At 73.8% G+C, this 13295-nt stretch carries 13 protein-coding genes; 12 read left to right on the top strand and 1 reads right to left on the bottom strand.

What is annotated here, in order from left to right; translation table 11 throughout:
- From AB4880_RS14700 to AB4880_RS14680, 5 genes are read left to right on the top strand one after another with little or no spacing between them, the layout of a single operon-like run.
- Positions 1-1017 (top strand): ABC transporter ATP-binding protein, encoded by a 1017-nt coding sequence (locus AB4880_RS14700; protein ID WP_367919960.1) that lies wholly within the window; start codon positions 1-3, stop codon positions 1015-1017.
- The gene (locus tag AB4880_RS14695; protein WP_367919959.1) at positions 1017-1844 is read left to right on the top strand and encodes an ATP-binding cassette domain-containing protein; all 828 of its coding nucleotides are present in this window, start codon (positions 1017-1019) and stop codon (positions 1842-1844) included. Before AB4880_RS14700 ends, AB4880_RS14695 begins: the two co-directional genes overlap by 1 nt.
- The gene (locus AB4880_RS14690; protein WP_367919958.1) at positions 1841-2932 is read left to right on the top strand and encodes a sugar phosphate isomerase/epimerase family protein; all 1092 of its coding nucleotides are present in this window, start codon (positions 1841-1843) and stop codon (positions 2930-2932) included. Before AB4880_RS14695 ends, AB4880_RS14690 begins: the two co-directional genes overlap by 4 nt.
- Positions 2929-4440, top strand: a complete 1512-nt coding sequence (locus AB4880_RS14685; RefSeq protein WP_367919957.1) for an FAD-binding oxidoreductase — start codon at positions 2929-2931, stop codon at positions 4438-4440. Before AB4880_RS14690 ends, AB4880_RS14685 begins: the two co-directional genes overlap by 4 nt.
- On the top strand, positions 4427-5521 hold the full coding sequence (locus AB4880_RS14680; protein WP_367919956.1) for a sugar phosphate isomerase/epimerase family protein: 1095 nt from the start codon (positions 4427-4429) through the stop codon (positions 5519-5521). The genes AB4880_RS14685 and AB4880_RS14680 overlap by 14 nt, the downstream gene beginning before the upstream one ends.
- 59 nt (positions 5522-5580) lie before the next feature.
- Here the strand turns inward: AB4880_RS14680 and AB4880_RS14675 are convergent, their stop codons facing one another.
- Entirely contained in the window at positions 5581-6096 is a 516-nt protein-coding gene (locus AB4880_RS14675) for a MarR family winged helix-turn-helix transcriptional regulator (RefSeq protein WP_367919955.1), read from the bottom strand.
- 106 nt (positions 6097-6202) lie between these two features.
- Between AB4880_RS14675 and AB4880_RS14670 the strand changes: the two genes are divergently transcribed.
- The 7 genes from AB4880_RS14670 to AB4880_RS14640 are packed head-to-tail and all read left to right on the top strand — an operon-like array spanning position 6203 to position 13277.
- Positions 6203-7150 (top strand): VOC family protein, encoded by a 948-nt coding sequence (locus tag AB4880_RS14670; protein WP_367919954.1) that lies wholly within the window; start codon positions 6203-6205, stop codon positions 7148-7150.
- On the top strand, positions 7147-7953 hold the full coding sequence (locus tag AB4880_RS14665) for an aspartate dehydrogenase domain-containing protein (RefSeq protein WP_367919953.1): 807 nt from the start codon (positions 7147-7149) through the stop codon (positions 7951-7953). Before AB4880_RS14670 ends, AB4880_RS14665 begins: the two co-directional genes overlap by 4 nt.
- On the top strand, positions 7954-8802 hold the full coding sequence (locus AB4880_RS14660; protein WP_367919952.1) for an alpha/beta fold hydrolase: 849 nt from the start codon (positions 7954-7956) through the stop codon (positions 8800-8802).
- Positions 8799-9305 (top strand): cupin domain-containing protein, encoded by a 507-nt coding sequence (locus AB4880_RS14655; RefSeq protein ID WP_367919951.1) that lies wholly within the window; start codon positions 8799-8801, stop codon positions 9303-9305. The genes AB4880_RS14660 and AB4880_RS14655 overlap by 4 nt, the downstream gene beginning before the upstream one ends.
- Positions 9306-9308: 3 nt before the next feature.
- Complete coding sequence (locus AB4880_RS14650; RefSeq protein WP_367919950.1) at positions 9309-10094, top strand: SDR family oxidoreductase; 786 nt, start codon at positions 9309-9311, stop codon at positions 10092-10094.
- Positions 10095-10143: 49 nt separating this feature from the next.
- Entirely contained in the window at positions 10144-11799 is a 1656-nt protein-coding gene (locus tag AB4880_RS14645; RefSeq protein WP_367919949.1) for a thiamine pyrophosphate-binding protein, read from the top strand.
- Entirely contained in the window at positions 11796-13277 is a 1482-nt protein-coding gene (locus AB4880_RS14640; protein WP_367919948.1) for an aldehyde dehydrogenase, read from the top strand. The genes AB4880_RS14645 and AB4880_RS14640 overlap by 4 nt, the downstream gene beginning before the upstream one ends.
- Positions 13278-13295 lie beyond the last annotated feature (18 nt).

Genomic DNA, 13295 nt, shown 5'->3' with positions numbered 1-13295 from the left:
GTGCGCCTCGACCTGGCCACCGCCGCCCCGGAGGCGGCGCCCGACGCGGCGCCGCGCCCGCTCCTGGAGATCCGCGGCCTGACCGTCAGCTATCCCGGGCCCACCGGCCCGGTGGAGATCGTGTCCGACCTCGACCTCACCGTGGGCCGCGCCGAGCGGGTCGCGATCGTGGGCGAGTCCGGCTCCGGCAAGTCCGTCACCGCACGCTCGCTGCTGCGGCTCGACCGCCGGGCCACGGTCACCGGCTCCCTGCTCCTCGACGGCACCGACCTGCTCGCCCTCGGTGAGAAGGAGATGCGGTCCTACCGCGGGCGCCGGATCGCGCTCATGCTGCAGGACCCGATGACCACCCTCAACCCGGTGCTCACCGTGGGCAGCCAGGTGATGGAGGCGCTGCGCGTGCACGGCGTCGGCAAGGCCGAGGCCCGGCGGCGCGCGATCGCGGTGCTCGACCGGCTCGGCATCCCGGACGCCGCCCGCCGGATGCGCGCCTACCCCCACGAGTTCTCCGGCGGCATGCGCCAGCGCGTCTGCCTGGCGATGGCGATCGTCGCCGAGCCCGACCTGCTCATCGCCGACGAGCCGACCACGGCGCTCGACGTACGGGTGCAGGAGCAGGTGCTCACCCTCATCGACTCGCTCGTCGACGAGCTCGGCATGGGCGTCATCCTGATCACCCACGACCTCGGCCTGGTCGCCGGCTTCGCCGAGCGCGTCGCCGTCATGTACGCCGGCCGCCGGGTCGAGACCGGCGCCGTCGACGAGCTCTACCGCAGCCCGCGGCACCCCTACACCGCCGGCCTGCTGGGCTCGGTGGCCCGCGTCGACCGCGACGACCCGCTGCGGCCGATCCCCGGCTCGCCGGTGATGCCGACCGCGCGTCCCGTCGGCTGCGCCTTCCACGTGCGCTGCGCCCACGCCGAGGCCGACTGCGGCGTCGAGCGTCCCGAGATCCGCCTGGTCGGCCACTCCGACGTGGCCTGCCATCACCCGCTGGCACTGCGCGAGGGGGCGTGATGACCGACCAGCCGATCCTGGCCGCGTCCGGCCTGACCAAGACCTTCGGCTCGCGCCGCGACCCCCACCGTGCGGTCGACGGCGTCAGCCTCGCCGTCCATGCCGGCGAGATCCTCGGTGTGGTGGGGGAGTCGGGCTCCGGCAAGTCGACCACGCTGCGCTGCGTCGTCGGCCTGGAGAAGCCCGACGCGGGCCGGGTGACCTACGACGGCCTCGACCTCGCCGGCGCCTCCCGCGACGTCCGGCGCCGCTTCCGCCGCGACGTGCAGATGGTCTTCCAGGACCCCTACGCCAGCCTCAACCCGCGGATGAGCGTCGAGCGGATCGTCGGCGAGGGCCTCGACATCCACCGCCTCGCCGCCACCAAGCAGGCCCGGCGCGACCGGGTCGTCGAGGTGCTGGAGGTGGTCGGCCTCGACGCCACCATCCTCGACCGGCACCCGCGCTCGTTCTCGGGCGGCCAGCGGCAGCGGATCGCCATCGCCCGCGCACTCGCCGTCGGCCCGCGCGTGCTGGTCTGCGACGAGCCGGTGTCCGCGCTCGACGTCTCGGTGCAGGCGCAGGTCGTCAACCTGCTGCTCGACATGCGCGAGCGGCTCGGCATGGCCGTCGTCTTCGTCGCCCACGACCTGGCGCTGGTGCGCCACCTGTGCGACCAGCTGGTCGTCATGCAGCACGGCGTCGTGGTCGAGAGCAACCGCTGCGCCGACGTCTTCGCGACGCCCGCGCACGACTACACCCGCAGCCTGCTGGCCGCGATCCCGATCCCCGACCCGGCGCTCGACCGCGCCCGGCGCCGGCGCGCGGCGGGGGAGGTGCCCGCATGAGCGCCGTCCTGGTGGGCGCCGACGTCAAGCTGCCGTCGCCGCTGCGCTCGCTCAAGGGCACCGTCGAGGAGCCGTGGCAGCAGGTGCTCGCCGACACCGCGGCGCAGGGCCTCGACGGCGTCCTGGTGCGCACGCTCTACGAGCTCAGCCCGACGCTCGACGCCGGCCTGCTGCGCGAGGTCGCCGACACCGCTGCCGGTCTCGGCCTCTACCTCGAGCTCGGCGTCGGCAAGGTCAACCCCTACATGGCCGCCGAGCTGCCGGAGATCCGCCGGCTCGGCGACGGCAGCTATGTCGAGGGCATGGCGCGCATGATCGAGGCCGCCGCCGCGATCGGCTGCCACGAGCTCTGGACGGCGACCGGCAACTTCCAGGCCGCGCTGCCCGGGCTGCACAAGAACGACCGCTACCGCCGCGACGCCCCCTGGGCCGACCAGGTGGCCGCGACCCAGCGGCTGCTCGAGCAGCTCGCGCCGGTGCTGCGCGCCCACGGCTCGCACCTCAACCTCGAGACCCACGAGGAGATCACCACCCCCGAGGTCGTGCGCCTCGTCGAGGCGGTCGGGCCCGACGTGCTCGGCATCGCGTTCGACAGTGGCAACGTCTACGTCCACGGCGAGACGGCCGAGGCGGCCGCGCGCCGCGTGGCGCCGTACACACGGATGTGTCATCTGCGTGACGTCGCGATCGTCGAGGGCCCCGAGACCCTCGACCGCTACCTGGTCCCGTGCGGCGAGGGCACCATCGACTGGGCGCAGGTGCTGGGCGTGCTGCTCGCCGCCACGCCCGACCTCCACCTCACCGTCGAGCCGGCCGGTCCTCGCCAGCCGGCCATGCAGATCTGGTACGACGACCCGCGCTGGCGGGCCGCGCACCCCGATCTCGACCCCCACGAGCTTGACGCGGTCCTCGACTGCGTCGGTGCCTACGAGCACCACGTCCGCTCATTCGATCGTCCCGACGCAGCCGCGCTGCGGGCGGGCGGGCTGTTCACGCGGGAGGAATTCCTCCGCCGAAGTGCCGGGCACCTCCGCAGCGTCGTCGCTGCCGGAGATCACACCCATCCGACGAAGGAGTACATCCGATGAGCACGACCGCGAGCACGACCCAGGCGGACATCGCCGGTCTGAAGAGCGCCGTCGACTGTCCCGTCATCCTGCCCGGCGAGCGGCACTACGACCTCGAGCGGCACGTCTGGAACGCCGACATCGACCGCAGCCCGGCGGCGATCGTCTCCTGCCGCAGCGCGCAGGACGTGTCGCGTGCGCTGACCTGGTCGCTGCAGAACGGCTACGAGGTCACCGTCCGCGGTGGCGGTCACAACCTCGCCGGCACCGCCGTCATCGACGGCGCGGTGCTGCTCGACACCGGTCCGATGAAGGAGGTCACCTTCGACCACGCGGCCGGCACGGTCACCGCCGGGGCCGGCTGCCGGCTCGGCGACCTCGACCGCGCGTGCGCCGAGCACGGCGTCGTCGTCCCGGCCGGAACGGTGTCGCACACCGGCGTCGCGGGCCTCACCCTCGGTGGCGGAACCGGCTACCTGTCGCGGATGTACGGCCTCACCACCGACCACGTCGTCGAGGTCGAGTTCGTCGTCGCCGACGGCCGGATCCTCACCGTCAACGAGAACGAGCACCCCGAGCTGTTCTGGGCGGTGCGGGGCGCGGGCCACAACTACGGCATCGCGACCAAGTTCACCTTCCGCTACACGCCCTTCACGATGAAGGCCAACGTCCGCCAGGCGTTCTACGTCGGCGAGGACCGCAAGCGGGTGCTGCAGCACTTCCGCGACTGGAGCTACGACGCTCCCGACAACGTGGTCACCTACGCCCGCACCGTCGAGGTGCCCAGCTACTGGAGCGTCGTGCCGGCCCGCTACCGCGGCAGCCAGGTCGTCTCGGTCGCCACCATCCACTGGGGCGACGCCGATGAGAGCCGCCGGCTCACCGACGACATGATCGGCTCGGGCTCGCCGGTCTGGCAGACCGAGTACCAGGTGCCGCACGTCGAGCTGCAGCGCGCGTGCGACGACGACTTCCGCTACGGCGTGCGCCGGTACTGGAAGAACAGCATGCTCAACGAGTTCCCCGACGAGGCGATCGACACCGTCCTCAAGTGGTCGGACGCCTACCCGGGCCGCCCGCTGCAGGCTCGCTCGACGATCGCGCCGCACTTCGCCTGCCCCTACCAGCTCTACCCCCGGGGCGGGCAGGCGGCGCGGGTCGACCCGATGGCGACGTCGACCAGCGACCGGACGTCGGCGAAGTTCATGGCCAGCGCCGGCGCCGAGTGGGAGTTCCCGTCGGAGGCGCCCGAGCTGATGGACTGGGTCTCGGCCTTCGACGCCGAGATGGACCCCTACAAGAACGGCACCTACATCAACTTCACCAGTGTCGCCGGCGACGAGGCCGCGGCCCGCTACGCCTACGGCGACAAGTACGACCGGCTGGTCGCGGTGAAGCGGGAGTACGACCCCCACAACGTCTTCCGCCGCGGTCTGGTCGACCTGTCCGACCACGAGGACGGCGACGGCGCTGACGGGGTCGGCGGGGACGGCGGGGACGGCGGGGACGGCGACGATGCCGGAGCCTGAGCCGACCTTCCGGATCGGCACCGACAGCTCGAAGTTCCCGGCGCCGGCGGGCACCGACGCGGCCTGGCTGCTGCAGAAGGCCGCCTCCGCCGGGCTGGAGGGCGTCTTCTTCCGCTCCGCGCTCGAGCTCAGCCCGACCCTGGACGTCGGCGAGCTCACCGCGCTGCGGCAGCAGGCCGACGAGCTGGACCTCTACCTCGAGGTGGGGGCCGCGAAGATCAATCCCTTCGCGGCCCCGGAGGCGCCCGAGATCCGCGCGCTCGGCGACGGTGACTACCTGCTCGGCATCGAGCGGATCGTGGCCGCCTGCGCGGCTGCTGGCATCCACGAGATCTGGGCGGCGACGGCGAACTACAAGTTCGACCTCGCCGGCCGGCTCGCGTGCGACCGCTACCGCACCGACGTCACGTGGGAGGAGCAGCTGCGGGCCACGGCCAAGGTGATGGCCGAGCTGGCGCCGGTCCTGCGGGCGCACGGCAGCCACCTCAACATCGAGACGCACGAGGAGATCACCACCTTCGAGCTGGTGCGCCTGGTCGAGGAGGGCGGCCCCGACGCCTTCGGGATCACCTTCGACACGGCCAATGTGCTGATCCGTGGCGAGGATCCGGTCGCGGCCGCGCGCCGCGTCGCGCCGTACACGCGGCAGACGCACGTGCGCGACGGCGCCCTGTTCTTCACCGACCAGGGCCTGTGCCGGATGCTCGCGCCCTGCGGGCAGGGTGTGATCGACTGGCCGGCGCTGATGGCCGCGCTCGTCGGCGCGCCCCGGCGCGCACTGTCGATCGAGGGCATCATGGGCCGCCGGTTCCAGCTGCCGATCCCGATCTACGACCCGCTCTGGCATGCCGGACAGCCGGACATGACGACGGTCGAGATCACCGAGCTGGTCCGCCTCGCCCGTGCGTACGACGCCGCGGTGGCCCGCGGTGAGCGCCGCTCGCTGGCGTCGCTCTCGGAGCCCGCGGACGACGACGAGCGCGAGCGGTTCGTGCTCGACAGCGTCGCGCACCTGCGCGCGGTCGCGGTCGGGATCGGCGCCACCGTCGACACCCGGATCGGGGCGGGCGCGCCGCGATGACGCCGTCCCGGTCGCCGTCCGCGCCTCGGCGCGGGCGGCGGCGCGGGCGGGGGTACCGGCTAGGCCTGGGCGTCGAGGATCGAGTCCTCGAGCCGCTGCAGCAGTGCGGCGAGCTGGGCCGCGTCGTCGGCGCCGACGCCGGCGAGCAGCCGGTGCTCGTTGGCGAGGTGCGCCCCGATGGCCTGGTCGATGAGGGCCAGGCCCTCGGGGGTCAGCTGGGAGTGGACGACGCGCCGGTCCGCGGTGTCGCGGACGCGGGTGATCAGCCCGGCCTGCTCGAGCTTGTCGAGCCGGAAGGTGATGCCCGCCGACGACAGCAGCGACTCGGCGGCGAGCTCGGTGCCCGTCATCCGGTAGGGCTCGCCCGACCGGCGCAGCGCGGCGAGCACGTCGAAGGAGGCCGGGTTGAGCCCGAACTCCTCGAAGTTCTTGGCGATCACGGCCTGGTAGCGCAGGTAGACGCGGTGCACGCGCCCGAAGAGCGCGATCGGCGAGGGGTCGAGATCGGGGCGCTGGTCGCGCCACTGCTGGACGAACCGATCGACGTCGGAGACCTCAGCGTCCTGGGAGCCCATGGACGCCGATGCTAGCCAGCATCCGCCGACATCTTCTAGCCAACATGCTTGACGGTGAATAAATAAGTGTTTAAAGATTAAGACCTAAAGAAACTTGGAGGCGATCATGGAACAGCCCGTCGTGCGACTGCACTCGCTGCGCTCGGTCCAGCTGCACGTCCCCGACATCGCCGCGTGCAGCGACTTCTACTCGGAGGTCTGGGGGCTCTCGGTCGTCGACCGCGACACCGACGACACCTGGCTGCGCGGCACCGGCCCGAGCCACCACGTGCTGCAGCTCAGCCGCGCCGAGCGCAACGCGCTGGGGCGGATCAGCTTCGCGGTGCGCACCCGGGCCGAGGTCGACGAGGCGGCCCGCCGGCTGACCGCGCTCGGCGTCCCGCTGCTGCGCGAGCCCGGCTCGCTCGAGGACGTCGGCGGCGGCTACGGCCTGGTGCTCGTCGATCCCGAGGGCCGCCGCGTCGAGCTCAGCTGCGACCTCTTCTCGGTCACGCCGCGCAGCCGCGACCAGGCGGTGCCGATCGGCGTCACCCACGTCGTCCTCAACACCGTCGACATCGACCGGGCCGTGGAGTTCTACACGCAGGTGCTGGGCATGCGGGTCTCCGACTGGTCGGAGCACCAGATGGCGTTCCTGCGCTGCAACACCGACCACCACAGCATCGCGTTCAACCAGGCCGCCTGGACGTCGGTCAACCACGTCGCCTACGAGATGGCGTCGATGGACCACTTCATGCGCGGCATCGGCTCCCTCAAGCACCACGGCATCACGCCGCTCTGGGGCCCCGGCCGGCACGGCCCGGGCAACAACACCTTCTCCTACTTCGCCGACCCGGCCGGCCTGGTGTGCGAGTACACCTCCGACGTCGCCCAGGTCGTCGAGGACCAGTGGCTCTGCCGGGTCTGGCGCCGGGTGCCCGAGCTGTCCGACCTGTGGGGCACGGCCGGCCCGCCCTCGCAGGACGTCCGCACCCACATGGCGGGCATCGAGGACCGCGGCGCGCTCGCCGCTCCCGCCGCCCCCGCCGCGTCCGAGCCGGTGAGCGCGTCATGACCCGCCCGTACGGCGACCCCGTGCGCGTCGCGGTCATCGGCGGCGGAGCGATCGGCGCCAGCGTCGTCGCCGCGCTCCGCGAGGGCCGGCTGCCCGGCGTGGTGCCGGTCGCCGTGGTCGACGGCCGCTCGGTCGGCGACCTCGGCGTCCCGCAGCTGCGGCTGGAGGCCGCGCTCGACCAGGCCGACGTGGTCGTCGAGTGCGCCGGGCAGTCGGTGATCGCGCAGAGCGCCGCCGACATCCTCAACCGCGGCATCGACCTGCTCATCTCGTCGGTCGGGGCGCTCGCCGACCCCGAGGTCGCGGCCGCCGTCCGGGCCGCGGGCCCGGGACGGTTCGTGCTGACCGCGGGCGCGATCGGCGGTCTCGACATCCTCTCCTCGGCGGCCGCCCAGGGGCCGATGACCCGGGTCGAGGTGACCACGACCAAGCTGCCGGCCACGCTGGTCCAGCCCTGGATGGACGACGCCGACGCCGAGCGTCTGCGCGCCACCACGGCGCCGGTCGAGGTCTTCCACGGCAACGCCCGCGAGGCGACCCGGATGTTCCCGCGCTCGCTCAACGTCGCGGCCACGCTCGGCTGGGTCGTCGGCGACTTCGACAAGGTCGACGTCCGGCTGATCGCCGACCCGGCCGCCGACCTGACCTGCCACCACGTGCGGGCCGAGGGCGAGGCCGGTCGCTACAGCTTCGAGATCCGCAACCTCCCGTCGGCCGAGAACCCGCGCACCAGCGGCGTCGTGCCGCACGCGGTGCTGCGCTCCCTGGCCGCGCTGGTCGGCCGCCCCACCGGGGTGGTCTGAGTGGTGCTCGCCTTCCGCCGGGCCGGCACCGGCGCCCCGACGCTGCTGCTGCACGGCATCGGCTCGTCGTCGGTCGCCTTCGCCCCCCAGCTGTCCGCGCTCGCCGAGGAGCTGCGGATGGTCGCCTGGGACGCGCCCGGCTATGCGGCGTCGTCCGACCTCGAGGCGCCGCTCGACCTCGACGGCTACGTCGCGCGGGCCGTCGCGCTCGCCCACGACCAGTTCGGCGACGAGCCGGTGCACCTGGTCGGCGTCTCGTGGGGCGGCGTGCTCGCGCTGCGGACCGCCGCCACGCACCCCGCGCTGATCCGCAGCCTGACCGTCGTCGGCGCCAGCCTCGGCTCCGGCGTCGACCCCGCCCGCGCGGCCCAGATGCGCGAACGGGCCGGCGAGCTGGTCCGGCTCGGCAACGCCGCCTTCGCCCGCGAGCGCGGCCCGCGGCTGCTCGCCCCGGACGCCGACCCGGCCCTCGTCGAACAGGCCGTCGCCACGATGGCGTCGGCCGTCCGCCCGGACGGCTATGCCGGCGCCGCCGAGGTGATGGCGTCGGCCGACCTGACCGGCGACCTGGCGCGGATCGCCGTACCCACGCTGGTCATCGCCGGCGCCGAGGACCGCGTCACCGGTCCCGACCGGGCCCGTGAGATCGCGGCCGGCATCCCCGGCTCCGCGCTGGTGCTCGTCCCGGGCGCCGGTCACCTCGCCAACCAGGAGCGCCCCGCCCTGGTCAACGCCTGGCTGCGCGGCTTCACCCGCGCCGCCGACCTCCTGGCGGCAGCGCTGCCAGGAACGCACGAACCCACCACCGTCATCCACGCTCTGCCCACCGAGAAAGGGACCACCCGATGACCCTGCAGTACGACGACGCCGACCTGGCGGAGTTCACCGACTCGCTCATCCTCACCCAGGCCACCCGCCACGAGGACTGGGACACCCTCGGCTTCCAGGCCAAGGCCGGCGACCAGTTCCGCCGCGCCCAGATCCGGTACGTCGGGTCCGGCGCGACCGGCAACCACGACAACGACCGGCGCACCATCGCCTCGCGCGGCTTCACGTTCTCCAACATGCTGCTGCCCCCGGGCGCGGAGGGCCCCGAGCACACCCACCACGACGCCGAGGAGGCCTTCTTCGTCCTCGAGGGCGAGGTCGAGGTCGGCATCCACCGCGACGGCCAGGTGGTCAAGCGGACCCTCGGCTACCGCGACATGATCGTCGTCCCGGCCGGCGTGCCGCGCAGCCTGAAGAACAACGGCGAGACCGACGCGCTCTTCTGCGTCATCATCGGCGCGCAGAAGCCGCAGGTCCCGACCTACCCCGAGACGTCGGCGATGCACGGCGTCAGCCGGGACTGACCGGTGGACCTGGAGCTTCGCGACCGCACCTACCTCGTCACCGGGGGCAGCTCGGGGGTCGGCCTGGCCACCGTCGAGCTGCTCCTGGGCGAGGGCGCCCGCGTCGTCACCTGCGGGCGCCGCGCCGACGCGCTCGAGGCTGCGGCCGCGGCGCTGGGGTCGCCCGACAACCTGCTGTCCCGCGTGTGCGACGTCCGGGACCCCGATGCCGTGGCGGCGCTCGTCGCCGCCGCAGGGGAGACCTTCGGTGGCATCGACGGCGTCGTCAACAACGCCGGCCAGTCCCGGATGGCGGGCCTCGCCGACGTCGACCGGGCCGACTTCCTCGACGAGCTCGACCTCAAGTTCAGCAGCGTCCTCAACGTGCTCGGCGAGGCGCTGCCCTGGCTCGCGACGTCGCCGGTCGCGTCGGTCGTCAACGTCAACGCGGTCCTCGCCAAGCAGCCCGAGCCGCGCCTCGTCACGACCTCGGCGGCGCGCGCCGGCCTGCTCAACCTGACCAAGTCGATGTCGGTCGAGTACGCCGCCCAGGGCGTCCGCGTGAACTCCGTGTGCCTCGGCCTGGTCGACACCGGCCAGTGGCGCCGGCGCTACGAGGGCTCCGGCGACGCGCGCGACTACGCCACCTGGGAGCGCGACATCGCCACCGACCGCGGGATCGCGCTCGGCCGCTTCGGCCGCGCCGACGAGGTCGCCTCGGCGATCGCCTTCCTGCTCTCGCCCCGGTCGTCGTACGTCACCGGCGCCGCGCTCGACGTGTGCGGCGGCGTGTCCCGCGGCCTGTTCTGACCACCCCCATCCCTCTTCATCCTCTCCACTCCAGTCCCCGAGGAGCACCATGACCAGCCCGGCACCGGACCGCACCGGCGGCGACCTGCTCGTCGACCTGTTGCGCCGGTACGACGTCGACACCGTCTTCGGCGTCGTCAGCGTCCACAACCTCCCCCTGGTCGAGGCGGTCGCCCGTGACCTGCGCTTCGTGCCCGTGCGGCACGAGGCCAGCGCGGTCAACGCCGCCGACGGCTACGCCCGTGCCACGGGCGGGCTGGGCTGTGCGCTGACGAGCACCGGCACCGGCGCCGGCAACGCCGCCGGCTCGCTGGTCGAGTCGCTCAGCTCGGGGACGTCGGTGCTGCACGTGACCGGGCAGGTGGACACGCCCTACCTCGGCTCGGGGCGCGGCTTCATCCACGAGACCAAGGACCAGCTCGGCATGCTGACCGCCGTCTCGAAGCACGCGGTCACCGTCACCGACGCCGCGTCCGCCGGCGTCCTGCTGCAGGACGCGGCCGAGCGGGCGCTCGCCGCACCCGGCGGTCCGGTGAGCGTGGAGTGGCCGATCGACCTGCAGTACGCCGTCCCGGGTGCGCTGCCCGCGCCGGCCGAGCGCGCCGCGGTGGCGGCGGCCGACCCGGTGCGCGTCGCCGAGGCGGTCGCCCTGCTGCGCCGCAGCGAGCGGCCCGCCATCTGGGCCGGCGGCGGCGTCGCTGGTGCGGGGGAGCAGCTGTGCCGGCTGGTCGAGCTCACCGGCGCCGCGCTCTTCACCAGCAACTCCGGCCGCGGCGCCGTGGCGGAGGACCACGAGCTCTGCATCGGCAACTACGCCACCACTCCGGGCGGCCGGGCGCTGCTCGGCGACGCCGACCTGCTGCTGAGCATCGGCACGCACTTCCGGTCCAACGAGACCGGCGACTACGGGCTCGCCGTACCGGCCGAGCACGTCCAGGTCGACCTCGACCCGGCCGCGATCGGCCGCGTCTACCCGGCGACGCTCGGCGTCGTCGCCGACGCGGCGGCCTTCCTCGACGCGGTCGTCGACGGCCTCGCCGCCGCCGGCGCCCAGCCCCGGCCGGCCTGGGCGGAGCAGGTGCGCGTCACCCGCGCCGCGGTGCGCGAGACCCAGCGCGCGGGCCTGGGGGAGCACGCCGCCTTCGCCGACGCGCTGCGCAAGGTGCTGCCGCGCGAGGCCGTCGTCGCCCGCGACGTCACCATCGCGTCGAGCGCGTGGGGCAACCGGCTCCTCGAGACGTACGACGTCCGCGCCAACGTCTTCCCGCGCGGCGGCGGCATCGGCCAGGGCCTCGGCATGGCCATCGGCGCCGCGCTCGCCCGTCCCGACCAGCCGACCGTCGGCATCGTCGGCGACGGTGGGCTCGCCGTCCACCTCGGCGAGCTGACCACGATGGCGCAGGAGCAGCCCTGGCTGGTGCTGCTCGTCTTCAACGACGGCGGCTACGGCGTGCTCCGCAACATGCAGGACTCGCTCGGCAGCCCGCGCTCGGGCGTCGACCTGCTCACCCCCGACTACGGCCTGCTGTGCCGGTCGCTGGGCCTCGAGCACCTGCGGATCGCCGAGCCCGGCGCGGTCGCGGCGACGCTCGAGCAGGCCGTCGCGCACGGCGGCCCGGTCGTCGTCGAGATCGACCTCGCGTCGTACCCGCCGATGCCGCGGCCCTTCACCCCGCCCGTCCACGTCCCGGGAGCACCCGCATGAGCGCCACCCGCCTGGCCCCCGAGGGCCGGATCCTCGTCGGCGGCGAGTGGGTCGAGGGCTCCGGCGCCGACATCGTCTCCGTCGACCCGGCCGACGGCAGCACCGTCGCCACGGTCGCCGGCGCGACGCCGGCCGACGTCGATCGCGCCGTACGGCGGGGCGAGGCCGCGCGCTCCGAGCGGACCTGGCGCACGATGCTTCCGCACCAGCGGGCCCGCTACCTGGCGCGAGCCGCCGACCTGATCGAGGCCCGCAGCGAGCAGCTCGCCCTGCTGCAGAGCCGCGACAACGGCAAGCCGCTCCCCGAGACCCGGGGACTGGTGGCGAGCGCCGCCGGGACCTTCCGCTACGTCGCGGCGCTGCTGGAGACCCAGGAGGGCACCATCCCGCCCTCCCGCGGCGACTACCTGAGCTTCTCGGTGCACGAGCCGATCGGCGTCGTCGGCGCGATCACGCCGTGGAACAGCCCGATCGCCTCCGACGCGCAGAAGGTCGCGCCCGCGCTGGCCGCCGGCAACGCCGTCGTCCTCAAGCCGGCCGCGTGGACGCCGCTGCTCGCGCTCGAGCTCGGCGCGCTGCTCCTCGAGGCCGGTCTGCCCGAGGGACTCGTCAGCGTGCTGCCCGGCCCGGGCCGCACGGTCGGCCAGGCGCTCGTCGAGCACCCCGGCGTCGGCCACCTGTCCTTCACCGGCGGCACCGACACCGGACGCGAGCTCGCCGCGACCGCGGCCCGCCTGCTCAAGACCACCTCGCTCGAGCTCGGCGGCAAGTCGCCGACGATCGTCCTGCCGGACGCCGACCTCGACGTCGCCGTCAACGGCATCCTCTACGGGATCTTCAGCTCGCAGGGGCAGTCCTGCATCGCCGGGTCGCGGCTCTTCGTCCACGACAGCGTCTACGACGAGGTGGTCGCCCGGCTGGCCGAGCGCGCCGACGCGCTGCGCGTCGGGCACCCGCGGGCCGACGGCACCCAGCTCGGCCCGCTCATCACCGCCTCCCACCGCGACTCCGTCGAGAGGTTCATCGCCGACGGCCTCGCCGCGGGCGGCACCCTGCGCGCCGGCGGCGTCCGGCCCGCCGACCCGGACCTGGCCGCCGGCAGCTATCTGCGGCCGACGCTGATCGACGGGCTCGCCGCCGACGCGCGGATCGTCCGCGAGGAGATCTTCGGCCCGGTCCTCGTCGCGCTGCGGTTCCGCGACGAGGAGGAGGTGATCGCGGCGGCCAACGACACGACGTACGGGCTGGCGTGCGGGATCTGGACCCGGGACTTCGCCCGTGCCTGGCGCCTCGCGCGCGCCATCGACGCCGGCACCGTCTGGATCAACACCTACAAGCAGCTGTCGATCGCGACGCCCTTCGGGGGCGTCAAGGACAGCGGCTCCTCCCGTGAGAAGGGCATCGGCGCGATCCGCGCCTATCAACGTCAGAAGAGCATCTATCTGGGGACGTCCGGGCCGATCGCCTGGGCCGACTGAGCGACTTTCGAGTGAAGG

The organism is Nocardioides ginsengisoli (assembly GCF_039537225.1).
Classification (GTDB): domain Bacteria; phylum Actinomycetota; class Actinomycetes; order Propionibacteriales; family Nocardioidaceae; genus Nocardioides; species Nocardioides ginsengisoli.
The sequence above is the reverse complement of the archived record's forward strand: the minus strand, read 5'-3'. Positions and strand labels throughout refer to the sequence as shown.

Excerpts from the sequence above, each read along its gene's own strand:
- AB4880_RS14695 (WP_367919959.1), top strand. The coding sequence starts at position 1,017 with ATGACCGACCAGCCGATCCTGGCCGCGTCCGGCCTGACCAAGACCTTC.
- AB4880_RS14690 (WP_367919958.1), top strand. The coding sequence starts at position 1,841 with ATGAGCGCCGTCCTGGTGGGCGCCGACGTCAAGCTGCCGTCGCCGCTG.
- AB4880_RS14685 (WP_367919957.1), top strand. The coding sequence starts at position 2,929 with ATGAGCACGACCGCGAGCACGACCCAGGCGGACATCGCCGGTCTGAAG.
- AB4880_RS14680 (WP_367919956.1), top strand. The coding sequence starts at position 4,427 with ATGCCGGAGCCTGAGCCGACCTTCCGGATCGGCACCGACAGCTCGAAG.
- AB4880_RS14675 (WP_367919955.1), bottom strand. The coding sequence starts at position 6,096 with ATGGGCTCCCAGGACGCTGAGGTCTCCGACGTCGATCGGTTCGTCCAG.
- AB4880_RS14670 (WP_367919954.1), top strand. The coding sequence starts at position 6,203 with ATGGAACAGCCCGTCGTGCGACTGCACTCGCTGCGCTCGGTCCAGCTG.
- AB4880_RS14665 (WP_367919953.1), top strand. The coding sequence starts at position 7,147 with ATGACCCGCCCGTACGGCGACCCCGTGCGCGTCGCGGTCATCGGCGGC.
- AB4880_RS14655 (WP_367919951.1), top strand. The coding sequence starts at position 8,799 with ATGACCCTGCAGTACGACGACGCCGACCTGGCGGAGTTCACCGACTCG.
- AB4880_RS14645 (WP_367919949.1), top strand. The coding sequence starts at position 10,144 with ATGACCAGCCCGGCACCGGACCGCACCGGCGGCGACCTGCTCGTCGAC.
- AB4880_RS14640 (WP_367919948.1), top strand. The coding sequence starts at position 11,796 with ATGAGCGCCACCCGCCTGGCCCCCGAGGGCCGGATCCTCGTCGGCGGC.